At 74.9% G+C, this 23,913-nt stretch carries 17 protein-coding genes; 3 read left to right on the plus strand and 14 right to left on the minus strand.

The genetic code is table 11. From position 1 onward, the window contains the following. Positions 1-16: 16 nt before the first annotated feature. Both IE260_RS13250 and IE260_RS42785 read right to left on the minus strand, forming a co-directional pair. A complete protein-coding gene (locus IE260_RS13250) occupies positions 17-1,702 on the minus strand; it encodes a VMAP-C domain-containing protein (protein ID WP_189871267.1) in 1,686 nt (561 codons plus the stop codon). Then, on the minus strand, positions 1,699-2,637 hold the full coding sequence (locus tag IE260_RS42785) for a CU044_2847 family protein (protein ID WP_308434663.1): 939 nt from the start codon (positions 2,635-2,637) through the stop codon (positions 1,699-1,701). The genes IE260_RS13250 and IE260_RS42785 overlap by 4 nt, the downstream gene beginning before the upstream one ends. Positions 2,638-2,838: 201 nt before the next feature. Between IE260_RS42785 and IE260_RS13260 the strand changes: the two genes are divergently transcribed. Further along, entirely contained in the window at positions 2,839-6,456 is a 3,618-nt protein-coding gene (locus IE260_RS13260; RefSeq protein WP_189871268.1) for a S8 family serine peptidase, read from the plus strand. Positions 6,457-6,740: 284 nt separating this feature from the next. On the opposite strand, the gene IE260_RS13265 is transcribed toward IE260_RS13260, so the two are convergent. Genes IE260_RS13265 through IE260_RS13275 form a run of 3 tightly spaced genes read right to left on the minus strand, consistent with a single transcriptional unit; the run spans position 6,741 to position 10,900 of the window. Next, complete coding sequence (locus tag IE260_RS13265; RefSeq protein ID WP_189871270.1) at positions 6,741-8,066, minus strand: carboxyl transferase domain-containing protein; 1,326 nt, start codon at positions 8,064-8,066, stop codon at positions 6,741-6,743. Beyond that, complete coding sequence (locus IE260_RS13270; protein WP_189871272.1) at positions 8,059-9,507, minus strand: acyl-CoA synthetase; 1,449 nt, start codon at positions 9,505-9,507, stop codon at positions 8,059-8,061. The genes IE260_RS13265 and IE260_RS13270 overlap by 8 nt, the downstream gene beginning before the upstream one ends. 52 nt (positions 9,508-9,559) lie before the next feature. After that, positions 9,560-10,900, minus strand: a complete 1,341-nt coding sequence (locus IE260_RS13275) for an SLC13 family permease (RefSeq protein ID WP_189871274.1) — start codon at positions 10,898-10,900, stop codon at positions 9,560-9,562. 184 nt (positions 10,901-11,084) lie between these two features. Here IE260_RS13275 and IE260_RS13280 point away from each other — a divergent pair, with 184 nt between their 5' ends. Then, positions 11,085-11,795 carry a FadR/GntR family transcriptional regulator gene (locus IE260_RS13280; RefSeq protein WP_189871275.1) on the plus strand — a complete coding sequence of 237 codons (711 nt, stop codon included), beginning with the start codon at positions 11,085-11,087 and terminating at the stop codon, positions 11,793-11,795. A 119-nt stretch (positions 11,796-11,914) separates the two neighbouring features. On the opposite strand, the gene IE260_RS13285 is transcribed toward IE260_RS13280, so the two are convergent. Next, positions 11,915-13,000: a MerR family transcriptional regulator gene (locus IE260_RS13285; RefSeq protein WP_189871277.1), complete on the minus strand. Its 1,086-nt coding sequence runs from the start codon at positions 12,998-13,000 to the stop codon at positions 11,915-11,917. Positions 13,001-13,131: 131 nt separating this feature from the next. On the opposite strand from IE260_RS13285, the gene IE260_RS13290 reads away from it, so the two are divergent. Next, positions 13,132-14,001: an ATP-grasp domain-containing protein gene (locus tag IE260_RS13290; RefSeq protein WP_189871279.1), complete on the plus strand. Its 870-nt coding sequence runs from the start codon at positions 13,132-13,134 to the stop codon at positions 13,999-14,001. Here the strand turns inward: IE260_RS13290 and IE260_RS13295 are convergent. The 8 genes from IE260_RS13295 to IE260_RS13330 are packed head-to-tail and all read right to left on the minus strand — an operon-like array spanning position 13,991 to position 23,777. Then, positions 13,991-14,590, minus strand: coding sequence for a hypothetical protein (locus tag IE260_RS13295; RefSeq protein WP_189871281.1), 600 nt, complete (start codon positions 14,588-14,590; stop codon positions 13,991-13,993). The two genes, IE260_RS13290 and IE260_RS13295, sit on opposite strands and share 11 nt — an antisense overlap. Next, positions 14,556-15,392 carry an FkbM family methyltransferase gene (locus IE260_RS13300; protein WP_189871284.1) on the minus strand — a complete coding sequence of 279 codons (837 nt, stop codon included), beginning with the start codon at positions 15,390-15,392 and terminating at the stop codon, positions 14,556-14,558. Before IE260_RS13300 ends, IE260_RS13295 begins: the two co-directional genes overlap by 35 nt. Then, a complete protein-coding gene (locus IE260_RS13305) occupies positions 15,389-15,616 on the minus strand; it encodes a Trm112 family protein (RefSeq protein ID WP_189871286.1) in 228 nt (75 codons plus the stop codon). Before IE260_RS13305 ends, IE260_RS13300 begins: the two co-directional genes overlap by 4 nt. Further along, the gene (locus tag IE260_RS13310; protein WP_189871288.1) at positions 15,613-16,518 is read right to left on the minus strand and encodes a hypothetical protein; all 906 of its coding nucleotides are present in this window, start codon (positions 16,516-16,518) and stop codon (positions 15,613-15,615) included. The genes IE260_RS13305 and IE260_RS13310 overlap by 4 nt, the downstream gene beginning before the upstream one ends. A 26-nt stretch (positions 16,519-16,544) precedes the next feature. Next, a complete protein-coding gene (locus IE260_RS13315) occupies positions 16,545-17,276 on the minus strand; it encodes a class I SAM-dependent methyltransferase (RefSeq protein ID WP_189871290.1) in 732 nt (243 codons plus the stop codon). Continuing rightward, positions 17,273-18,565 carry a condensation protein gene (locus IE260_RS13320; RefSeq protein WP_189871292.1) on the minus strand — a complete coding sequence of 431 codons (1,293 nt, stop codon included), beginning with the start codon at positions 18,563-18,565 and terminating at the stop codon, positions 17,273-17,275. The genes IE260_RS13315 and IE260_RS13320 overlap by 4 nt, the downstream gene beginning before the upstream one ends. Continuing rightward, a complete protein-coding gene (locus IE260_RS13325) occupies positions 18,562-23,070 on the minus strand; it encodes an alpha-(1->3)-arabinofuranosyltransferase domain-containing protein (RefSeq protein WP_229880725.1) in 4,509 nt (1,502 codons plus the stop codon). Before IE260_RS13325 ends, IE260_RS13320 begins: the two co-directional genes overlap by 4 nt. Then, positions 23,067-23,777: a class I SAM-dependent methyltransferase gene (locus IE260_RS13330; protein WP_373303338.1), complete on the minus strand. Its 711-nt coding sequence runs from the start codon at positions 23,775-23,777 to the stop codon at positions 23,067-23,069. Before IE260_RS13330 ends, IE260_RS13325 begins: the two co-directional genes overlap by 4 nt. Positions 23,778-23,913 lie beyond the last annotated feature (136 nt).

Raw genomic sequence — 23,913 nt, forward strand, 5'->3', positions numbered from 1 at the left:
GTCGAGAGGGCGGTGGTCAGGCCACGGGGCACTGGAGGTGGACGGCGCCGCCGTGCGGCTCGGTGAAGCAGCGGGGGTCGTCCCACAGCAGCTGGATGTCCCGCGCCCAGTGGCCGTCCTCCGTGTCGGCCTCCTCCCGCAGGTCCATCACGGCGCGCGGCAGTTGGGCGGGCGGCACCCGGCTCACGTGCGCGTCGAGCGCGTCGAGGAACGCCGTGCCCGGGCAGTCGCCGGCGTCCGCGGCGGCCCCGTGGGTGTCCGCGCAGCCGCCGCGTGACCACACGATCACCGGGGCCGGTGCGGTGAGCGACACCTCGAAGTGCGGGCGGGCCCGGGCCGTGTGCGGGGCGGCGGCGAAACCGGCCAGGCACGCCTCGGACCGACGCAGCGCGAGCCGCAGTTTCCGGGGGTCCTCCGGGCAGCCGCACTCCACGCGGTGCAGCCGGGCGGCGGCGCGGGTGTCCAGCCGGTTCCAGGCGCGGGTCAGGACGTGCCGGGTGCCGGCCTTGCGGCGGGCGTGGTCGGTGACGACGACCGGGTAGACGCAGCCGAGCGGCGTCTCGTCGTCGGGGGAGCTGGGCCAGCGGTCGACGGGCCAGTCGAGCCAGTCCCGGGGCAGGGAGAAGGCGATCAACTCCTGTGTGCCGGGGGTCAGATGGCGGAACGCCGCTTCGATCCGGTCCTGCACGTGGGGCCGCAGCCGCGCCTGGGGGACCGTGTCCGAACCGACCGGATGACGCCGCCCGCCGCTGTACGCCGACACCTCCACGCGGATCAGGCCCTGGCCGGCGCCGCTGGGCGCCAGCTCGACGAGGATCGGCGACCAGTCGGGCGCGGCCGCCTCGACGGGGGCGCGCAGCAGGGACTCCAGCCGGTCGGCGAACCGGGCGACGGTGGCCGTTGCGCGCGCGTCGAGTTCGCACAGCACGAACAGCGCCGCCGACCGCAGCGAGTCGAAGCCGTCCGGCGGCGGCAGTGGGTCGAGCGGGTCGGCCGCGGCGGTGTACAGCCGCACCGGGTCGCAGTCCAGCCCCGCCCGGACCGCCTTCTCGACCAGCTCGCGCAGCCGGGCGCGCTGGGCCGCCGCGTGCGCGGAGGCGGGTACGAGGCTCTCCAGGTCGGGCCAGTAACGGACCATGACCCGGGTCGGCATCATCCGCCCGTTGCGCACCCCCTTGGCCCCCGCCGCCGCCGTGACCATGCCGACCACCTCACCGGTGTCGGCCAGGGTGACCGCGGCGCCGCTGTAGCCGCGGGCGAGCGGCTGGCCGTCGGTCTGCCAGGCCTCCAGCTGGGTCCACTCGTTCTTGATCAGCTGCGGGCCCGTGGTGCGGTACTCGGCGAGCGCGCCCTCGTCGAAGCCGGCCGGGAAGCCGTACACGACCAGCCTGCGGGGCGGTTCGCCGTGTGCCGCGTCGGCAGGGGCCAAGGCGGCCGGCTCGATCTCGACCGCGTCCCGCAGCTCCAGCACGGCCAGGTCGCCCGGGTCGGTGGCGCCGCCGGCCCAGCCGCCGTGGGCGACGATCCGGGCGGGCACCGATGGCAGGCCCGGGCGTTCGGTGAACGTCACCATCAGCGGTTCCCGGTCGCCGTCGCGCACGACGTGGGCGCAGGTCAGCACCTTGTCGGGGGTGACCAGGAAGCCCGCTCCGGCGATCCTGCCCCCGCACTCGATCCGGGCGTGCCAGGCAGCGCTGATCACGGCCGGCCGGCGGCTCCCGGGTCCGCCTGGATCTCCGGGCCTTCCTGGACACCCGGGGCGGCGTGGGGCCGAGGGTCGGCCCGGGGCCCCGGGGGCAGGTCGGGCTCGGGGTTCGCATGTGCTCCTGGGTTCAGGTGCGCGCGGGAGTCGGTGTGTGCTCCTGCGTTCAGGTGCGTGCCGGGGTTGTGGTGTGCTCCGGGGTCCGGCTGCGTGCCGGGGTTCGCATGAGCTGCCGGGTTCAGCTGCGTGCCGGGGGTCATGTGTGCTCCCGGGTTCAGCTGCGTGCCGGGGGTCATGTGTGCTCCCGGGTTCAGCTCCGTGCCGGGGCTCGTGTGTCCTCCCGGGTTCAGGTGCGCGCCCGGGGCGGTGTGCGCGCCCGGGTTGGCACGCGACCCCGGGTTGGCGCGCGGCCCCGGATCGGCACGCGGTCCCGGGGCCACCTGCGCTCCCGGATTCGCCTGCGTCCCCGGGTCCCCGTGCGTGCCCGGGTTCGCCTGTGCCGCCGCGTTCCCGTGGGGTCCCGGGCCTCCGTCGGCTCCTGGATTCGGGTGTGCGCCCGGAAGCGCGTGCGTCCCCGGTTGCGCCGGGATCGTCGGGCCGGCGGCCCCTTCCGTCCGGTCCGCACCCGGTGACCAGCTCAGCTTCACCACGAGATGGCCCTCCGCCGAACCCTTGGCGATGACCGCCCCCGCCTCCGCGGTCAGCTTGACCCCGAACTCCAGCTCCACGGAGTCGGGTCGGAGCGAGCCGTCCCTGAAGACCCGCAGCGCGGACTGCGCCGCCGCGCGCACCCCTTCCAGGGCACCCTCGAAGCTGCGCGCCGTCCGGGCCGGTGCGTCGTCGCGCGAGACCAGACGGGAGCCGGAATCGTCCTCGACGGCCTCAACCACCACATGGGCGCCGTCCTCGGTCGTGAACTGCACCAGCCCGTCCATGGCGCCACTCGCTCCCCGTGCCTGTTCCTGTGCGGAACGCCATTGTGACGGACGGTGCTCGGCCATGTCCCGTGTTCCGGCGTCGGCCCGTCGCGCGCCTGGCGGAAACCCGCCAGGGCAGCAACCCGCCAGGTTCCGTCAACTCCCCTGCAACACAAGCCCCCTGACACTCTTCGCAGCACTCTACGAAGAGAGGCGTGGATGAGCAGCTCACTTGTCAGACGCGGGGCGACCCTCCTGTCGGCCGGGGTTGTGATGGCACTGTTGCCGGCCGGTCCGGCACCGGCGGCCGGGGCACCCGAGGGCGAGGCGCCCACCGCGACCGCCGCAGCCCGTACCGTCACCCTCGTCACCGGCGACCGCGTGACCGTCACGGACCTGGGCGGCGGGAAGAAGACCGTCACCGTCGAGCGGCCGCGGGGCGCCACCGGCGCCGTGCGCACGCAGGCGGCGAACGGCGGGATCAGCGTCGTACCGGACGAGGCCCTTCCCTACCTGCGCGACGGCAGCCTCGACGAACGGCTCTTCGACGTCGGGGAGTTGCTCCGCCAGGGGCTCGCCGACGCCGAGACCGGCGAGCTGCCGCTCATCGTGACGTACGAGAAGGACGCGCGGGCCGTCACCCCGCGGGGCACCGAGCGGACGCGGGCGCTGCCCAGCGTCCGCGGCGCCGCCGTCGAGGCGGACAAGGGGCGCACCTTCTGGCAGGCGTTCACCCGGCAGGGCGGCATCGACGGCGTCTGGCTCGACGGACGGGTCAGCGCCGACATGGCCGAGAGCAACGCACAGATCGGCACGCCCGAGGCGTGGCAGGCCGGGCTGACCGGCAAGGGGGTCACCGTCGCCGTCCTCGACTCGGGCGTGGACGCCGGTCATCCCGACCTCGACGGCCGGATCGCGCAGAGCCGGAGCTTCATCGCGGGCGAGGAGGTGACCGACCGTCACGGGCACGGCACGCACGTCACCTCCACCGTCGGCGGCAGCGGGGCCGCGTCCGAGGGCAAGGAGAAGGGCGTCGCGCCCGGTGCCACGCTCGCCGTCGGCAAGGTCCTGAACGACCAGGGATCGGGCAGCGAGTCGGAGATCATCGCCGGCATGGAGTGGGCCGCCCGGGACGTGGGCGCCGACATCGTCTCGATGAGCCTCGGCTCGACCGAGCCCAGCGACGGCACCGATCCGATGGCGCAGGCCGTGAACACCCTGTCCCGCGAGACCGGCGCACTGTTCGTCGTCGCCGCGGGCAACACCGGCGCGCCGTCCTCCATAGGCTCGCCCGGCGCCGCCGACGCCGCCCTCACCGTGGGGGCCGTCGACTCCGCGGACGAGGCCGCCTGGTTCACCAGCGCCGGCCCCCGCTACGGGGACAACGCGCTCAAGCCCGACCTGTCCGCGCCCGGCGTCGGCGTCCTCGCCGCCCGCTCCCGGCTCAGCGCGGGCAGCGGCGACTACACCTCCATGGACGGTACGTCGATGGCGACTCCGCACGTCGCCGGAGTGGCCGCCCTGCTCGCCGAGAAGCACCCCGACTGGACCGGCGCGCAGCTCAAGGACGCGCTGATGTCCACGTCGAAGCAGCTCGACGCCTCCGCCTACCGGCTGGGCGCGGGCCGGGTCAGCGTGCCGGAGGCCATCGGCGCGAAGGTCACCGCCACGGGCAGTGCCGACCTGGGCTTCCACTCCTGGCCGTACGACGGCAACAAGCCGGTCACCCGGACCGTCACCTACACCAACTCCTCCGAGACGGACGTCGAGTTGGGCCTGTCCGTGCAGGGTGCCGCCGAGGGTGTCGCCACCCTCGCCGACAGCACGCTGACCGTGCCCGCCCACGGCACCGCCTCGACGACCGTGACCGGCGACGGCACCAAGGCGCCCGTGGGCACGACGAGCGGGCGGATCGTCGCCTCGGCCGACGGCACCCCCGTCGCGCACACGGCGTTCGGCCTGGTCAAGGAGGAGGAGCGGTACACGCTCACCGTGCACGTCAAGGACCGGGCGGGCACGGCCACCCCCGCCGACCTGGTGGTGCAGCAGCTCGCCGAGGGCGTGGACCCCTTCCCGGCGCACGTCGGCGACTCCGGCACCCTGAAGCTGCGGCTGACGCCCGGGACGTACAGCCTGACCTCCTTCCTCGACGTGCGCGGCAGCCACGGCGCCGACTCGCTCGGGCTCGGCTTCCTCGCGGCGCCCGAGGTCGTCCTCGACCGGGACCGCGAGATCACCCTCGACGGCCGGACACTGCGCGAGATCGGCGCGGACGTCGACCGGCGCACCGAGACCCGGCAGCTGATCATGGAGTACGACCGCAGCGGAGGCGGCTCCGACCTGTTCGGCGCGGCCCAGGTGCCCCTGACGTACGACAGCGTCTTCGCCGCGCCCACCGGGAAGGTCACCGAGGGGGACTTCGAGTACCGGACCGTGTGGCGGCTCGGCAAGCCGCTGCTGGAGGTCAAGGGCATCGGCGAGGCCGTGGTCCAGTCGGGCGGCACCCTGATCGAGGGCCGCAGCCGGCTGCCGCTGGTCGACGTCGGCGACGGCCCGTTCACCGGGGTGGAGGGCAAGGCGGTCCTCGCCCGGCTCACCGGGGGCACCGAACCGGCCGCCCTCGCCCAGGCGGCCCAGGAGGCGGGGGCGAAGGCCCTGTTCGTGACGGACGACGCGCCCGGCCGGCTGATGCGGTGGTGGGGCAGGGACGACAACGCCGACCGGCCGCTGCAGATCGCCACGGTCTCCGCCGCCGACGCGGCCCGGCTGCGCACGGCCGGGCGGGTCGACATGACCGGCACGCGCAACACGCCCTACGTCTACGACCTCTCGGAGGGACACCGCGGCGCGGTTCCCGACCGGGACCTGACCTACGAGCCCGGCAGGCGTGACCTGGCCGCCGTGCACACGAAGTACCACGGCGGCGAACCGTCGAGCGGCGGCGAGTTCCGGTACTCGATCACCGACACCTTCCCCATCGGCCTCGGCTTCAAGGAGCGGATCGACTACCCCGTCGAGCGGACCGAGTACGTGTCGACCGGGCCCGGTCAGCTGTGGCACGAGTCCGTGGACTCCGCCGGCGGCGCGCTGGAGGAGCGCGGCGGGCTGGTCCGGTACGAGGGCGGCTCGAGCCAGGAGCTGAACTGGTTCAAGCCCGTGTGGCACCCGTGGCTCGGCACCGGGCTCGGCTGGGGCCAGCAGCGGGCCGGCGACCAGCTCAAGTTCAACGCCCCCGGCTGGGGCGACTCCGGGCCCGACCACACCGGCTTCGGCGACGTGTGGAGCGAGGACAGCGGCATGTCCCAGACCACGGCGGTCTATCTGGACGGCGACCTGGTCGACGACGGCCCGAGTTCCGCCGCCTACGTGTGGGACGCACCCGCCGACGAGCACACGTACGAGCTCGTCACCGACACCGCGCTCGACGCCGACCGCTGGAGGCTCGGCACCGAGGGCCACGCCGAGTGGACCTTCCGGTCGGCCGCCACACCCGAGGACCGCTGGACCTACCTCCCGCTGATCAACCTCTCCTTCGACATCGACACCGACCTCGCGGGCGACGTGCGCGGCGGCCGGAAGATGCCGGTCGGGATCGGCGCGGAGTACGTCGTGGGCGCCCCGGACACCGGGACCATCGGCGGCGGCAAGCTCGAAGTGTCCTACGACGACGGCGAGTCGTGGCAGCCGGTGAAGCTGCGCGACGGTGACGGGGCGTCCTGGCGCGGGACGCTGACCGTGCCCCGCGACGCCGAGCACGTCTCCCTGCGGGCCTCGGCCCGCGACGACCGGGGCGGCTCGGTCACGCAGGAGATCATCCGGGCCGTGGGCGTCCGGTAGCACGCGGACGGCGCCGCCTCCCTGGGACGGGGAGGCGGCGCCGTCGTCTTCTCTCGGACCGTCAGACCAGCCAGCCGACGAAGTGGACGATGCCGGCGAGGATGTCGGTGAGAAGGTTCATGATCGTGCTTTCTCCTTGCGTGTTGCCTGTGTGGGACCTGCGCGGCAACTACGGTCTGCAGCCCGTCGCTTGCGCACCGTAAGTATCCCGGGCCGCGCGTGCCACGGTCGATCTCAGGAGCGACGATCACCTGTTCCAGGGAACAACTGCTCCCCTGTTCGGATCACGGCCGGTCCCGCACCACGCCCAGCTCGGTCAAGTCCTGTGGACGCAGCCGCAGTTGAGCAGCGGTCGTCTCCGTCTCCCCGGGCGGACGCTTCAGGATCGCCGTCGCGAGCTCCGGCGCTATGACGGAGAAGTAGCTGTCCGGCGTGGCCCAGGTCCTGCCGGGCGCGGCCAGCGCCAGCGCGCCGCCCGAGCCGCCCTCGCCGATCACCAGCGTGGTGACCGGCGTGCGCACCGAGGCCACCTCGCCGAACAGATCGGCGATGGCCGCGCCCACGCCCTGCCGTTCCGCCTCCGCGTCGTTCGCCGCGCCCGGGGTGTCCACCAGCGTCAGCACCGGGATCCCCAGCCGGTCCGCGAGGCGGACCAGCCGGGCGGCGGTGCGGTACCCGGCGGGCCGGGTCGCCGCCCCGGTCTGGGCCGCGTACGCCACCGTCCGCCCCTCGTGCTCACCGAAGCCGCACAGCATGCCGTCCGGGTCGGTGCCGCCCGAGCGGTCGCCGCACAGGGCGACGCGATGGGTGAAGTAGGCGTCCAGGTAAGCCCGGGCGCGCGGGCGTTCGGGTGACCGGGCCCGCCGCACCGCGTCCCACCCGGTGGCCGGCGGGCCGGTCTCGCCGAGCGGGTCCGGCACGGGCGCCGGGTCGCTCGACGGCGCGGTCAGCAGCCGCAGCCACCGCCCCAGCGTCCCGCGCAGCTCCCCGGCCGGTACGACGGCGTCCACCGAGCCCGCCGCCACTTGCGCCTCGGCCGTGTACGCCGCCGGGTCGGCGTCCGCCGGCCGCACCCGGGACCCGGCGAAGCCGACCTGGGCGCCGGGCAGCGCCAGGACCACGTCGGCGCCCGCGCCCAGCGTGGCCCAGCCGCCGCCGGTGGCCGGATCCCGCAGCACGGCGATCTGCGGCAGCCCGGCCCGGCGGGTGAGCGCCGACTGCCGGGCCACCCGCTGCAGTTGGGTCAGCGCGAGCATGCCCTCCTGCATCCGGCTGCCGCCGGTGGCGACCAGCGGTACCACAGGCAGCCGGTGGGCGCGGGCGTGTTCGTACGCCGCCTCCAGCCGGTCGCCGGTGCGCTGTCCCAGCGAGCCGCCGAGGAACCCGAACTCGAACGCGATCAGCATGGCCCGGGCGCCGTCCACGGTGCCGGTCCCGCAGACGACGGACTCCGTCTCGCCGGTGCGCTCGGCGGCGCGGGCGCGGGCGGCGTCGTAGCCGCGCCAGCCGAGCGGCCCGTCGGGCCCGGATTCCCTCTCGGGGTAGGTCAGTTCCGCGAAGTCGTCGGTGACGAGGGCCAGGACCTCGCGGGCCGAGAGCCGGTCAGTCATGGGTCAGCGCCCGCTTCATGATCTTCCCCATGTCGTTGCGCGGGAGGGCGTCGAGGTGGCGGACGACGCGGGGCCGCTTGTGCGGGGCGAGGCGGCCGGCGACGTGGTCGGCCAGCTCGTCGAGCGTGGGCGGGGACTGGGGGTCCGCCGGCACGACCCAGGCCACGATCCGCTCGCCGAGATCCGCGTCCGGCTCACCGGTCACGGCGGCCTCCCGCACGCCCGGGTGCTCCAGCAGGGCGTTCTCGATCTCCCCGGCGCCGATCTTGTACCCGCCGCTCTTGATCAGGTCGGTGGCCTTGCGGCCGACGATGCGGACGTAGCCGTCCGCGTCCCGCACCGCCATGTCGCCGGTGCGGAACCAGCCGTCGGCCGTGAAGGCGGCGGCGGTGGCGTCGGGCCGGTTCAGGTACTCGGTGAACAGGTTCGCTCCGCGCACCTGGATCTCGCCGACCGTCTCGCCGTCGAGTTCCGTGATCGGTGTGCCGTCCTCCGCCACGAGCCGCAGTCCGACCCCCGGCAGGGGCACGCCCACGGTCCCCGCGCGCGGCTCCCCGTCGGCGCGCACGCTGGTGTTCATCAGCGTCTCCGTCATGCCGTACCGCTCGATGACCCGGCGCCCGGTCGCGGCGGCGATGCGCTCGTGGTCGTGCACGGGCAGCGCGGCGGAACCCGAGACCAGCAGCCGCGCCCCGGCGAGCGCCTTGACCAGCTCCGGCTCCTGCGGCAGGGCCTCGGCGATGCGGTGGTACATCGTCGGGACGCCGAACAGCATGGTGGCGCCGGAGCTCAGCTCACGGGCGACGCCGTCCGTGCCGAACCGCCCGAGGTGCCGTACCGATCCGCCGCGCCGCAGCGGGCCGAGGGTGCCCAGCACCAGCCCGTGCACGTGGAACAGCGGCAGCCCGTGCACCAGCACGTCGTCGCCGGTCCACCGCCAGGCGTCGGCGAGCGCGTCCAGCGTCGCGGTCACCGCCCGCCGGGGGATGACGGCGCCCTTCGGCGGGCCGGTGGTGCCGGAGGTGTAGACGACCAGCGCGGGCGTGGCCTCGTCGAGGCCGCTGTCGTCGGGTACCAGGCCGGTGGCGTGCACGTCGACGTCGAGGCGCGGCAGGCCGGCGAGCGGCGCGGGCAGTTCACCGCCCGGCGGGGCGAGGACGAGCGACGGGGCGCTGTCGGACAGGATGTGCCGCAGCTCCTTCTCCCCGGACTTGGGGTTGAGCGGCACGGCGGCCACGCCGGCGAGCAGCGCCGCCACGACGGCGACCGCCGTCTCCATCGTCGGCGTCGCCCAGACGGCCACCCGCCGCGCGTCCCGGATGGCTCCGGCCGTGGCGCCGGCCGCGGCGGCCAGTTCCGCGTAGGTCAGGGAGCGCTCGCCGAACCGCAGGGCGGGCCGGTCGGCCGGGGTTCCGGTCAGGGCCGGGAAGAGAGAGGACACGCGTCGTACTCCTTAGCTGTTGCTCGGGGCTGCCGGGTTTCCTGCCGTGGGCCTACCCGAAGCCGGGCACGACCAGCACCAGCCACGCCAGCGCCGGTACGGCCGCCACGACGATCCCTCCGTACACCATCAACTGCCGGAAGAAGCGCTCGCGGTCGGCCTCCGGTGCTGCGGCCAGGACCAGGGCGCCGTTGGTCGAGAACGGGCTGACGTCCACGACCGTCGCGGACACCGCCAGCGCCGCCACCATGCCGGCCGCACCGATCTCTCCCTGCGCGAGGAACGGCACCGCCAGCGGGATCAACGCCCCCATGATCCCCACGGAGGAGGCGAAGGCGGACACGAGCGCGCCGATGTAGCACAGCAGCACGGCCGCCAGCAGCGGCACGCCGATGCCGCCGACGCCCTCACCGGCCCAGGTGATGGTGCCCATCTCCTGAAGGACGCCGACGTACGTCAGGACACCGCAGATCAGCAGGACGGTGGACCACGCGATCTGGCCGACCGCCCGGCGGCTGTCCTCCGGCCAGGCGGTGCTCAGGAAGACGGCGAGGGTGACCGCGGTCAGACCGGCGTCCAGATCGAAGCCGAGGACGGCGACGACGAGGGCGACCAGCGCGGTGAGGGTGGCGATCCGGGCGGGGTCGAGCCGGGCCGGGGCGGTGCCGGGGGCGGCCGGGGGAGCGGCGACGGCGGTGGCGGTCCCGGTGGGGGCGGGCCCGGTCGCGGAGCCGCCGCCGGTGCCGTCCGGTCCCCCGGATCCCTCGTGCGCGGGCTCAGCGCCCCGTGCCCACAGCTTCCGTCCGCCGCACACCACGAACACCACGGCCGCGATGACGAGGTTGGCCAGCAGCGAGGCGAGGAACAGGCCGACCTCGCTGCCCGGGAGATGCTCACGCTCGACGATGCCGTTGACGATGGAGCCGTAGATGCTGATCGGCGAGAAGCCGCCCGCCTGGGCGCCGTGCACCACCATCGCGCCCATCAGCAGCGGACTGATCCCGTAGGTCGTGCCGAAGCTGAGCGCGATCGGCGCGACGATCGCGACCGCCGCCGGGCTGACCGCGCCGATCGCCGTGAGCGCGCCGGTGAGGGCGAACATCACCCAGGGGATCAGCGCCACCCGCCCGCGGACCAGCCGGACGGCGGCGTGGACCAGCCAGTCGGTGGTGCCGTTGGCCCGCGCGATCGCGAACAGGTACGTGACGCCGACGAGGACGACGAACAGATCGCCGGGGAAGCCGGCGAAGATGCCGTCCGCGTCGAGGTCCGCGACGAGCGTGCCGACGCCGAACGCGGCGGCGAAGGCGAGCGCGCCCATGTTGACGGAACGGGTGGTGGCGATGACGAACACCACGACGAGCACGAGGATCGAGATGAGTTCGGGGGACATGCGGGCTCCCGTCTGGGTCCCTGATCGAGCGGCGAGTGGACGAGTGGCTGAGCCACTTCGGAGGTGCGGTTGGCTGGTCAGCGTGGGCTCGCCGGGAGCGGACGTCAAGGGGTCACGCAAGAATTGGCTCAGCCACTCAGCCATCGGCCTGCCCGGTGTTACGCTCCCCGCGAGAGGGGGACCCGTGACCGACGCCTTGCGCCCCATGACCAAGCAGCGCCTGTACGAGCAGGTCCTCGAGCGGCTGCGGCAGTACGTCGCCGAGGGCGGCCTGCGCGCCGGTGACCGGCTCCCGCCCGAACGGGACCTGGCCCAGCGGCTCGGCGTGAGCCGGGCCTCGGTGAAGCAGGCGATCGTGGTCCTGGAGGTCCAGGGCCTGGTCGAGGCGCGGCACGGCGGCGGCACGTACCTCGTCCGGGACAGCCTGGACGTCGAACCCGTCGAGGAGATGGTCGAACGCCGACGGCGCCTCCCGGACGTCCTGGAGGCCAGGGAGGCGCTGGAGACGAAGCTCGCCGAACTCGCCGCCGAGCGCCGCACGGACGAGGACCTGGCCGCCATGACGTCCGCGCTGGTCACCATGGCCGAGGAGATCGAGGGCGGCGGTCACGGGGTCGACGGCGACCGTCTGTTCCACGCGGCGGTGACGGCGGCGGCGCACAGCAGCCTGCTGGCGGAGTTCATGCGCTCCATCGCCCAGCAGATCGCCGAGAGCCGCACCGAGTCCCTGCGCCAGCCGGGCCGGCCCACCCGCTCCCTGGCCCAGCACCGGGCCATCCTCGACGCGATCGCGGCCCGGCGGCCCCGTCAGGCGGCGGCCGCGATGCGCCGCCACGTCCGCACGGTCGCCAAGGTCCGCCTGCTGGACTGGGATCCGGAGGAGGAGGGCCGCTAGGGGCCTGTCCGGCCGTTCCCGTCTGCTCCGCGACGCCGTGCACGCTCCCCCGACCACCACCGTTGCCACACCGCACTCGGCGGCCACCCACCCATCAGCCGCGTGAACAACGCTTCAGGTCAATACACCTGGGCCGCCGTCTGCACCACGTCCGCCACCACACAGCTGACGTTGTCCGGGCCGCCGGCGTCGTTCGCCGCGTCGACCAGGCGCCGGGCCGCCGTGTCCGGGGCGGCCGGGGTGCCGGTGAGCAGGCGGTGCACCCGGTCCTCGGGGAGTACGGCGGACAGGCCGTCGGAGCACAGCAGGTAGCGGTCGCCGGGGAGGGCGTCGTGCAGCCGCAGGTCCGGGGAGGCGGCGGGGCCGTGTGCGGTGAGCGCCTTCAGCAGCAGCGCGCGCTGCGGGTGGGCGGCGGCCTCCTGCGCCGTCAGCCGGCCCTCGTCGACCATCGACTGGACCATGGTGTGGTCGTGGGTGATGCGGAACAGCTCGCCGTCGCGCAGCAGGTACGCCCGCGAGTCGCCGATGTGCACCAGCGCCGGCCGCGACCCCGTCCACAGCAGCGCCGTCAGCGTGGTGCCGGCGCCATCCGTGCCGCCGGCCGCGTCCCGCACCGCCTCGGCCGCGCCCCGCACCGCGTCCTGAAGCAGGTTCAGCACCCCGCCCGCCGGCACCTGAGCCGTGTCGAGGAACCTCAGCGCCTCCACGGCGGCGCTGCTCGCGGGCGCACCCGCCGGGCCGAACCCGTCGGCCACGGCCAGCAGCCGGGCGCCCGCGTAGGCGGTGTCCTGGTTGGCGGGCCGCACGCGGCCCGTATCGGAGTGGGCGAAGCAGCGCAGTTCCAGCATGGGAGGTTCCTCCACGGACTCGGCCGACAACTGATCGACGAGGAACGCGGCGAGGTCCCGCCGGGCCGCCGTCTCCCGCTCGACGCGCGCCCAGTAGGCGCGGACCTCCCGGGCGGCGGACGAGGGGTCGTCGAGGGCGCACACCCGACGTATCCCGGCCAGCGGCATCCCCAGCCGCCGCAGCCACGCCACCAGCCGCGCCTGCTCCAGTTGCCCGGCCGCGTAGTAGCGGTACCCGGTGTCCGGGTCCACCCGGGCCGGACGCAGCAGCCCCAGCTCGTCGTACAGCCGCAGCGCCTTCGGCGACAGCCGGCAGGCCCTGGCGAACGCGCCGATCGTCAGCATGCCCTCGTCCATCGAGCACCCCCTCCGTTCCGCCACCGATGCTGTGGCTTCACCGAAGGGGAAGGTCAAGCGGCCTGTTCCGGTTGCGGTGACGGTTGTTAGCCTGCCGAGCGGTCAGACACCCGTACGAGGAGGAGGCCGTCGTGCCCCGCATCGCACTCGTCACCTGCCGGCCCGGGCCGCAGACCAGCGTCGACCGCGACCTGCCGGTGCTGGTGCGGGCGCTCGGGGAGGCCGGGGCCGAGGCCTCCGCCGAGGTGTGGGACGACCCCGGCGTCGACTGGGCCTCCTTCGACCTCGCCGTGATCCGCTCGACCTGGGACTACAGCTGGCGGGCGGCGGAGTTCACGGCGTGGGCCGAGGCGTGCGGCAAGGTCACGCGGCTGGCGAACCCGGCCGGGGTCGTGCGGTGGAACACCGACAAGCGGTACCTCGGGGACCTCGCGGCGGCCGGCGTGCCCGTCGTCCCCACCCGGTACCTGGCACCCGGCGACCCGGCCGACCTCCCCGACGACCACGAGTACGTCGTCAAGCCCGTCTCCGGCGCCGGAGCCCGTTTCGCCGCCCGCTACACGCCCGACCGGCACGCCACCGCCCTGGGGCAGCTGGAGCGGATGCACGCCGAGGGGCTCACGGCGATGGTGCAGCCGTACGTGCGCGGCATCGACACCACCGGCGAGCGGGCGCTGCAGTTCTTCGGCGGGCGCCTGCTGCACGTCGGCCGCAAGGGCGCCGTCCTCACGCCCGGGACGCCGTACGACGAGCGCAAGGTCGCGCATCCCGGCCTGGAGCCGTGGACCCCGACCCCGGCCGAACTCTCCGTCGCCGAGCGCGCCCTGGCCGCCGTACCGGAGGCGCCCGAGCTGCTGTACGCCCGTGTCGACCTCGTGGACGGGGCGGACGGGCGGCCCTGCGTGATGGAACTGGAGCTGGTGGAACCGAACCTGTTCCTGTGGCTGCACCCCGGGTCGCTGCCGCGCGTCGTCGAGGCCGTGCTGGCGGCTACCCGCTGACCGCCGTCCGCTGCAGCAGCCCCCACGTGAACTCCGCGACGATCTCGCGCCGGACGCCCCGCGCGTCCGGCGCCGTGAAGGCCAGCCCCCAGCGGGTCGGCGCCGAGCCCTGGAGGGGGCGGGCCGGGGAGAAGGCGCGGGCCGCCTCGTCGACCGTGCAGGACCAGGGGGTCAGGTCGTCCAGGGTGCGCAGTTGCGGGCCCTCTGCTCCGGGCGCGCGGACCAGCCACTCGTTCCAGACGGCGCCGTTGCCCGCCACGAGGATCTCGAAGCGCAGGTCGGGCCAGAGCGGGAGCGGCCACAGGCGGGCCTCGCACTCCAGGTCGCCGATCCGGCGGGGGACCACCGACTCCGGTTCGCCCAGGACCGAGCGGTAGCGCGAGGCGGCCGAGCGGGAGCGTGGCGAGCGGACCATCGCCTGCCAGCGTCTGTTCGCCTCGCGCATGTCGGTGAGCGAGGCGCCCAGTTCGCGGCGGGCGTCCTCCACCAGGCCCGGGTTGTGGTCGGCCATGCGGCGCAGCAGGACGAGCTGGAAGTCGAGCCTCGTGAAGGGGCTAGCGGGGCGCTTTCCGGTCGGCATGCGCACCATCGTCGCCCACCGGACGCGCTCCCGGGCGGCGGCCGTCCGGCAGGAACAGCACCGAGTTGACGTAGCGGGGGCCGGAGCGGAAGGGCAGGACACGGGGCAGCAGGCCGCGCGTGACCACCCAGGAGGCGGCGGCCTGGTGGGACTCCAGGGGGAAGGAGGCGAGCGGGACCCAGGTGGCGCCGGGCAGCACCCAGCCGTCGTAGCCCAGCATCGACAGGTACGTCACCACCGGCGCGACCGGCTGGATACGGGACTCCAGTTCGACGAAGAGGGCCGGCCGGTCCCGTGCCAGTAGGCCCGTCGCCCCGCGCAGCACCGCCGCCTCGCTGCCGTCCACGTCGACTTTGACGAAGCCGACGTCCGTCAGGCCGAGGTCGTCCAGGGCGACGCACGGCACGTCCAGGGCACGCGCGTGGATGTCGCGGCGGACCAGGGACGAAACGCCCCGGTCGCCGGCGTCGTCCGGCGGCAGCCACAGGCGGGCGACGCCCGGGCGGTCCGAGGCGGCGGCCCGGATCACGCGCACGTTCGCCGGGGCGCCGGCGGCCAGCAGCCGCGCCAGATGGGGGACCGGTTCGACGGTGACCACCTCGCGGGCACGCCGGGCCAGCCGGTGCGTCCACGGGCCGTACCAGCCGCCGACGTCGACGGCCGTGCCGCAGCCCGGCGGGCAGAGCTCGGGCAGCCGCGCCAGCTCCGGTTCGAAGCGCGGGTAGACCGCCCGTGCCGTCGCCGCCACCAGGCGCCGGGGCAGCAGCGGTGCCAGCCGGGCGGCCGGGGTGCGCGGTGCGGCGCCCGTCACGGCACCATCCGCTTCAGGAGCTTCTCGTGCTCGTCCTCCGTGACCTGCACCCCCGAGGACGGCAGCAACTGCGGGATGCCGTCGACGATCGGGTAGCGGCGGTGCAGCCGGGGGTTGTACAGCGACTCCCCCTCGGCGGAGCCTGCCTCCGGGGCGAGCAGGTGCAGCGGGCCCTTGTCGAGCGGGCAGGCGAGAATCCTCAGCAGCGGGTCGTCGGGCTTCATGGCGGGGTCAGCTCCTTGGCGCCGATGGGGGGTCGGGGTGCGGCGTCGTGCTTCGGCATGCCCAGGAGCACCGCAAGGGCGAGCACCGTGCCCGTGACGCGCAGCGTCAGCCGGGCCGGGTCCTCGGGCAGCGCCTCGCCGAACGAGAGGGTGCCGAGCACCGCCGTGTACAGGCAGGTCACGGTCGTGCACACCGGCACGATCAGGGAGGCCCGGCAGCGTTGCAGCGCGGCCTGCGACATGACCAGGCCGAACGCGCCGGTGAAGAGGAGGAGGTACGGGTACGGGGAGCGGAGGACGGCCTGCAGGGCGCTGTCCCACGCGCCGGCCGACAGACGGCCCGAGACACCCTTGACGGCGAGCGAGCTGACGCCGTACAGCAGGCCGACCGCCACCCCGTACTCGACGCCGGCCGTCGGCAGCCGGTGCCGGCGGACGGCGCGGCGCTCCGCCGACCGGTACAGCCACACCCCGGCCGCCAGCGACGGCACGCACACCAGCAGCACCAGCGGGTACGGCGCCCCCTCGCTCACCGTCTCGGCGCCCTCTCGCAGCGACAGCACCACCATCAGCAGCGCGGCGAGGATCGCGGCCAGCGCGTACCGCTCCCGGCCGCTGGTCTCCTCGCCCAGCAGCCGGGACGACAGCAGCACCAGCAGCACCAGCCCGGAGACGAAGATGCCCTGCGCGGCGGCGATCGGCAGCGTGCGGTAGACGACCAGCTGCGCGGCGAACCCGGAGGCCAGCGCCAGCGAGCCGGCGATCCACAGCGGGCTGCCCAGCACCAGGCGCAGCATCCGGGCGGGCCGGCGCACGCTCACCTCCGGCAGGGCGGCCAGCGCCCGTTTCTCCAGGACGAAACCGGTGCTGTACAGCACGTTCGCCAGCAAGGCCGCGGCCACTCCCCACCACATCCGACACGTCCCCCCTACGTTCGGCGCGCGTGCAGCAACAGGATCGACGCCAGCGGCGGCCGGGCACAGGCCAGCCGGTCCAGCGGACGCAGCGGGCGCGGGACCCCGTGGAAGGGCGCCCCGGCCAGACGTACGACGTCGAAGCCGGCCGCCGTCACGAACTCCCGCAGCGCTCGGGCGGTGTACAGCCGCAGGTGGCCCACCACCTCGGAGCCGGGGCGGCCGTGCACGGCGCGCAGGCTGACCTCGGAGAACACCGGCTGGACCCCGGCCAGCAGCAGGGCGCGGTTGTACCAGGCGGCCAGGTTCGGGGTGGACAGCATCAGGTGGCCGCCGGGGTGCAGCACGCGGCGGATCTCGTCCAGGGCGGCGTCCGGGTCCACCAGGTGCTCGACCACCTCGCTGAACAGCACGGCGTCCGCGGTGCCGGTGCCGAACGGCAGCCCCCCGCCGGTGAGTTCGCCGCGCACCGCGTACGGCAGCCGGGTGCGGGCGCGGCGCAGGGCGTCCTGGGACCAGTCGACGCCGACGATCCGGTGCCCGCGGAGGCAGGGGGCGGCGGTGGCGGCGGCGGTGCCGTCGCCGCAGCCGATGTCCAGGACGGTCTGCGGGCGCTCCCCGCCCCTCAGCGCTTTTGCCAGCATGCGGGCCTGGCGGATGCTGCGGGGTGCGCCGGAGGCGACCGGGACGTCGGGGTTCTCGTAGAAGTCGCGCAGCTCCGGGGGCCGGGCGGGGGCCGTCGTCACGAGGTCACCTCCGTGGTGTGCAGGTGGTGCTCGAACAGGTCCCGCAGACGGGCGCCGTCGCCGGGGCCGAGCAGCGTCCGCGACCAGCGCAGGACCAGGTGGAGGCGGCCCGCGGTGGAGGCCGTGGTGACGGTGAGGCCCCGCGGCATGCGGGCCGGGGCCGAGAACCAGACCGCGTCCGCCCGGCCGGCCTCCTCCCCGAAGTCCAGCGGGTAGGGGATGCGGCCGAGGTTGCTGAGCAACGTCGTGGACGTCCACGGCGCGACGGCCCGGCGCAGGGCGCGGGTGAGGGCGGCGCGGGCGGCGACCGGGGCCCAGGGAGAGGTCAGCAGGGCGGCGCCGCGGCCGAGTTGGGGGCGCGGGAGCGCCTTGAGGGCGCGGGTGCGGGTGGCGGTGCGGCGCAGCAGCTCGGGCAGGGCGCAGCCGGTCAGCTCCTCGGGGGAGAAGGGGACTTCGACCAGCCGGGTGCCGTTGCCGATGGGCATGTCCGCGTCCCGGGGGCGGTCGTCGACCGGCATGGTGATGCGCAGGGGGCGGGGGCGGGCGCCGTGCTCCCGGTTCCAGTGGGCGACGGTCAGCGCCGTGGCGGCCATGAGCTGGTCGTTGACCGTGTAGGGGGAGCCCGCGGGGCGGTGGGGGAGGGCGAGTTCGGCGACCAGCACGCCGTTGCCGTTGCCCGGGCAGGGTTCGGGGGTACCCGGGGCCACCCGGGCCGGGCGGGTCCAGGGGGAAGGGGCGGTGCTGTCCTCGGGGGCCTCGGCCGTGGTGCGTACGGGCGGTGCCGCGGGGGAGTTGTCCCGGCCGCCGTACAGCTCCGCCGCCGTGGCCAGCACCCGCAGGCAGGCCGGGCCGTCGAGGGCGGTGTGGTTGACGGTGAGCACCAGTACCGTTCCCCGGCCCTCCACCACCTCTAGGCGGACCGGCGGCGCCGCCGACAGCGGGGGCGCCTCGGTCAGCGCCCGGGTCCGCGCGTCCCGCAGCGCGCCCGGCCCCGGCGGTGCCACGCGCACCACGTCCACGTCGGGGGCGTCGGTCAGCTCCCATTCGTAACGGCGGCGGTACCAGGGCCCCGGCGCCTCCCGCATCAGGATGCGGGGGTGACGCAGCAGGGCCTCGGCGACGGCCTTGCGCAGCCGGGCCACATCGACGGGGCCGGGGAGACGGACCTCGATGTGGACCGTCTCCGGCTCCTCCCGCAGGAGGCAGTGCCGGGCCACCTCGTCCACCACCGGGAACGGAATGCGTACCGGTGGGTTTGTCACGCCCGCTCGCCCCTCGGCGGTGGTCATGCCCGCTCGCCCCTCTCCCCGTGTCCGGTGCTCTGCTCGTGTCCGGCGCGCTGCCCGTATCCGGCACGCTGCTCGTGTCCGGTGCTCTGCCCGTACCCGGTGCTCTGCCCGCGTCCGGTGCTCTGCTCGTCTCCGGCGCGCTGCCCGTACTCGGTCCGCTCCCCGTGTCCGGTGCTCTGCCCGTATCCGGCACTCTGCTCGTGTCCGGCACTTTGCTCGTCTCCGGCGCGCTGCCCGTACTCGGTCCGCTCCCCGTGTCCGGTGCTCTGCCCGTATCCGGTGCTCTGCCCGTGCCCGGCCCGCTCCCCGTGATCCGCGGGCTCTCCGTGATCCGCGCGATCCTCTGCGTCCGCCACCCGGGGCAGCGGCCGGGTCGGCGCCTCCGGATCGGCGTCCCGTCGTGGACCCCAGCTCACGAGCGCCGCGAACAGACCGATCAGCGCCAGCAGTTGCGCGACGTGACCGAACGCGCCGTCGCCCGCGCCGGGCGGCTCCCCGGCCCCGAAGGCCGCGGCGATCCCGGCCCCGGCCGGCGCCGCGAAGGCCACCGGCACCAGCAGCGCGGGCCGCCGCCACGCCACCACCGCCAACACCGGCACCAGCAGCGCCGACGGGCCCGCGATCACCACGCCGACCAGCGTCAGCGCCACCGTGCCGAGCCACGGACCGGGCAGCGGCGGAACCGGCTGCGGCGCGTCGGGGCCGGGCGCGCGCCGCCGCCACAGCACCAGGCCGACCAGCGCGGCGATGCCGGCACCGGAGCCGATCAGCGCGGCGTCGTACGTCGTGGCCGGCTCGTACGACAGCTTCACCGAGCCGCCCGCGCCCTCGGGGACGTGCCAGCCCTGCTGCCAGCCGTCCAGCCGCACCGGCGTGAGCTCCTCGCCGTCGAGCGTGGCCTTCCAGCCGTCGTTGAAGTTCTCGTACATGGTCAGGTACGAGGCCGCGCCCGAGCCGACGCCGACCTCGCGGCGGTCGCCCAGCCAGTCCCGGACCTCCAGCTCACGCCCGGCCGGCGGGTCGCTGACCGAGCCACGGGTCAGGGTCACGCCGGTCAGCGTCAGCGCGCCGTCGTCCCCGCCCTCCAGCCGGTGCTCACCGGCCGTCAGCTCCACCCCGGCGGACCTGCGGCCCTCCTGGCACAGGGTCACCTCTACCGGCCGCCGTTCGACCAGGTCGCCCACGGTGCCCCGGACACCGGTCCGGTACAGCCTGCCGTCCAGCGCCACGTCCGGCCCCTGCCCGCACGGCAGGGTGAACTCCCTTCCGGCGTCCGGCTGCGGGGTGCGGTGCTGCTCCAGCGCCGGGAGGTAGGCCTCGGTCAGGCCGACCGGCAGCTGGAGTTCTTCGCCGGCCACCGGGTTGTGCAGGGTCAGCGGTGCCGTCCCGGTGACCGTGATGTCGAGGCGGTCGGTGGTGATCGGGCCGAAACGGGCCAGGCCGTTCTTGTCCACGCCGGCGATCGCGGCACCGTCCGGGGAGCTGATGCGGACCTCGGTGGGCCGCGTGGACAGCCCGCCCGCGGCGGCCAGCACCAGTTCGTCCACCGGCACCTTGCCCTCCCAGCGCAGATGGACGGTCGGCCGGTCGCCCGCGATCCACGCCGTCGTCAGGTCGCCGTCGGTGAGGTTGCGCGCCGCCAGGCCCGCGCCCAGGCGGGCCGTGGAGTCGGCGGTGGCGGTGATCCGGCTCCGCTGCCCGGGGGCGACCTCGTACAGCAGCCGGTCGAGTTCCGCGCCCGGCACCGGCACCGCGCTCGCCCGTACCTCGAACGTGCCGCTCGCGGCCGTGCCGAAGCGGCGGTGCAGGCCCGCCTCGGTGCCGGTCGGGGACAGGCCGGTCGGGTCGGCCGCGCGGTGCAGGGAGACGATCTCGGCGGCGGCGTCGGAGCCGGCCGCGTCGGTGGGCAGCCGCAGCAGACGGGTGACCTGGACGTCCGGCAGGTCGACCTCCGCGAAGCCCGCGCCGGTCAAGTGGGCGTCGCGGGCGGTGGAGTCGACGATCGTCAGCTTCATCCAGTCCGTCGCCCCCTCGGGCGCCCGCACGGTCTGGGTCGTGCCGTTCGCCCGCAGGAAGCTGGTCGCCTCGCCCCGCTCGGTCTCCACCCGCACCCGGGTCGCCGCCGCCCGCACCCCGTCCTGCGGCAGCGGCGTCACCGCGAACGAGCCCGGCATGTCGTACGACCTGCTGAAGCCGATGCGCAGCCACTGCCCGTCAGGCGAGCCGGGCGCGCCCTCCGTCCAGGCGGTGTCCGGGTCGCCGTCGAAGGCGTTCACCGGGTCGTACTGCGGCAGGTGGAACAGCCAGTTGCCGTAGGAGGAGGCGGTGACCGAGCGGGCACCGCGCAGCTCGGCGACCGTCTGGTGGGCCAGGCCCTCGGACGGCAGGATCTGGTGCGGTTCCTCGCCCGGGTTCTGCACGGCGTCCGGCGCGTTGCGTTCGTCACGGGTGTACGTGTACGAGGTGTTGGCGTTGACCAGCCCGAACCGGGTGTCCGCCCGGCGCAGCCCGTCGCCCGTCACCTGCAGCTGCGGGGTGCCGAGGCCCGGGTGGCGGTCGCCGGTCAGCACGGTGGGCCGGCCGCGCAGCTCGGTCGCCTGCGGCAGCAGCGCCTCCGGACCGCCGGAGACCACGGCGGTGGCGGCGACCGGCGAGAGGCGGGCCGGTCCGGGCCGGGGCACGTCCTCGCTCGCCGGACGGTAGATCTCCACCGCCCGCTGCCGCGGATACAGGCCCTCGACCTGCAGCGGGGTGTCGTCCGCGATCACGCCGCCGGTCATCACCGGCCCGAGCCCCGTCACCCGCTCGTACCCGGACTGCTCCAGGGTCCGCTTCACCGTGGTCGTCGGCACGTGGCCGATCTGGTCGGGGTCGAGGTCGTTGCGCACGACGACGTAAAAGATTCCGGCGCGGCTCAGGTGGTCGGCGAGCCCCGGCACCTCGGCGCCGGTCGTCAGGGCCTGCTCGACGGCGTCCATCGCGCGCCGGTTGCCGGGGGTGCCGAACGGGACGTGGTCGCGCTGCGCCCAGCGGGAGCCGGCGACCACGTCGAGCGGCTGGTCGATGGGGGAGCCCCAGGTGTGGATGCCGTGCGCGGTCGCCGGTACGACGAGGGCGCGCGAGTCGGGGGAGTACTTCTCCAGCCAGTCCGCCGTGGCCTGCCAGTAGGCGGGGATCCGCTGGAACGAACCGGGGCTGAGGATCGAGCCGTTGAGGTACGGCCACAGCAGTCCGGGCAGGACCAGGACGGCCGCCGCGGGGGGAAGGAACCGGCGTCCGTCCGCCCGGCCGCGGACCCCGCGCGGCGCGGCGGCCGTGCCCACGAGGTGGGCCAGCCCCAGCACGAGCGCCAGTGCCAGTCCGGTCTGGAACTTGTAGATGTTCCGGAACGGCGACAGCGGGCCGTCCAGCCAGTCCTGCACCACCCCGTGGAACGGGGCACCGGACGCGCCGCCGTACCCGGCGAGCAGCACCGGCGCCGCCACCAGCACGGTCAGCACCAGCCAGCGCCGCTCCGGCATGTCCCGCCGGGCCAGCCCGGCCAGGCCCAGCCCGGCGGCCAGCGCCGAGCAGAGGATGACGGCGGCCGAGGACGCCACCGTCCACCCCGCCGGCAGCCATGCCTCGCCGAAGTGCAGATAAGCGACCCAGTTCCCGGCGCCGCGCAGCGCCTCCGTGGCCGACATGGTGGACGTGGTGGTCTCGGCGGTCTCGATGAAGGGCAGGAAGTTCTCCCCGTGGACGCCGAGCAGCAGCAGCGGGATCCACCACCACGCCGTCACCACGATCACCGCCGGCGCCCACCAGGCGATCAGCCTGCGCTGCCGGGGGCCCGGCGGCCGGGAGAGCAGGTACAGGCCGACCGGGAGCAGGGAGGCCAGCGTGGAGGCCGCGTTCACACCGCCCATGAACGGCACGAGCAGCGCCGAGCGCAGGGCCGCGACCCGGGCGGCGTACCGCTCGTCCGTCAGCGGCAGCAGCACCCACGGCAGGAGGGCGCCGGGCAGGGCGGCGGCCGACGTGGAGCCGACCACGCCGGTGAACACCGGCCACAACGCGTACGCCACGCCCGCGAGCAGCCGGGTCGCGCCGCTGCCGACGCGCAGCCGCTCGGTCAGCCGCAGCGCGCCCCAGAAGGCGACGGAGACGATCAGCGACAGCCACAGCCGCTCGGTCAGCCACACCGGCAGGCGCACCAGGTCGCCCAGCCAGTGGAACGGCAGCATCGGCCACAGGTAGCCGACGTACTGGTCCTGGATCCCGCCGAACGAGCCCTGGTCGTGCCACAACTGGCCCAGGCCGGCCAGGAACCGGCCGGGGTCGACGGTCACGCCCAGCTTGGTGTCGAAGGTCTGCCGGCCCGGGTGCACCGCCAGGAACAGCACGAGCACCACGGCCCAGAACCCCAGCAGCCAGCGCCGCGAGCGCGGACCGTCCGGCGGGCCCGCGGTGTTCGCGGAGGTGGGGACGGCTGCCGGGGGAGGAGCCTGGACCGTGGTCGTCATGAAGGACACCGCCGGAGGATGAGGAGGAGGTTCCAGGTGGCCACCTCGCGCAGAACGGGCGCCCTGACGACGGCCTCGGCGAGGAACGGCCAGTAGCGGGAGCGCGCCGCGACCAGCGTGACGTCGTCACGGGCGCGCACCTGCCGCAGCGTGCTGCCGACATGGACCGGGAAGAGGTTCTCGCCGAGGGTGTGCTTGGCGGCCCGGCCGGTGCGGCGCCGGTAGCGGGCGCGGGCCCGCTCGGCGCCGAGGTAGTGCCACGGGGCCCACTCGTGCCCGCCCCACGGCGACAGCCAGTTGGTGAACGACACGTAGATCAGCCCGCCGGGCCGGGTCACCCGGGCCAGCTCGCTGAGGAAGGTCTGCGGGTCGGCCACGTGCTCCAGCACGTTGGAGGAGAACGCGACGTCCGCGACACCGTCGGGCAGCGGCAGCAGGTAGCCGTCCGCGATCACCGTCCCCTCCGGCGGCTTCTCGCCCAGCTCCCGCACGTCCGGTTCGAACAGGTGGGCCTGGGCGCCGCGGCGCCGGAACTCGGCGGTGAAGTGCCCGCTGCCACCACCGACGTCGACCACCGTGCGGCCGGCGAGCGGACCGTCGTACGCCTCCAGCTGGTCGGCGGCATCGCGGGCGAGCAGCGAGTAGCACGTCTCCGGATCGTCCTGCTCGCGGAGGAAGGCGCGGAAGAGGGCGACGGAGCGCCGCAGGGAGGGGTCCTTGACGCGCAGGTGCCGAACGGCGCCCTCCGAGGGGCGCGGGGCTGATGCGTCCGCGGCTCCACCGCGCGGGCGCGACGAGCCGCGTCCGCCGCGCGGGCGCGACGAGCCGCACACAACCCGCAGT

This window comes from Streptomyces viridiviolaceus (assembly GCF_014650995.1).
Lineage (GTDB): Bacteria > Actinomycetota > Actinomycetes > Streptomycetales > Streptomycetaceae > Streptomyces > Streptomyces viridiviolaceus.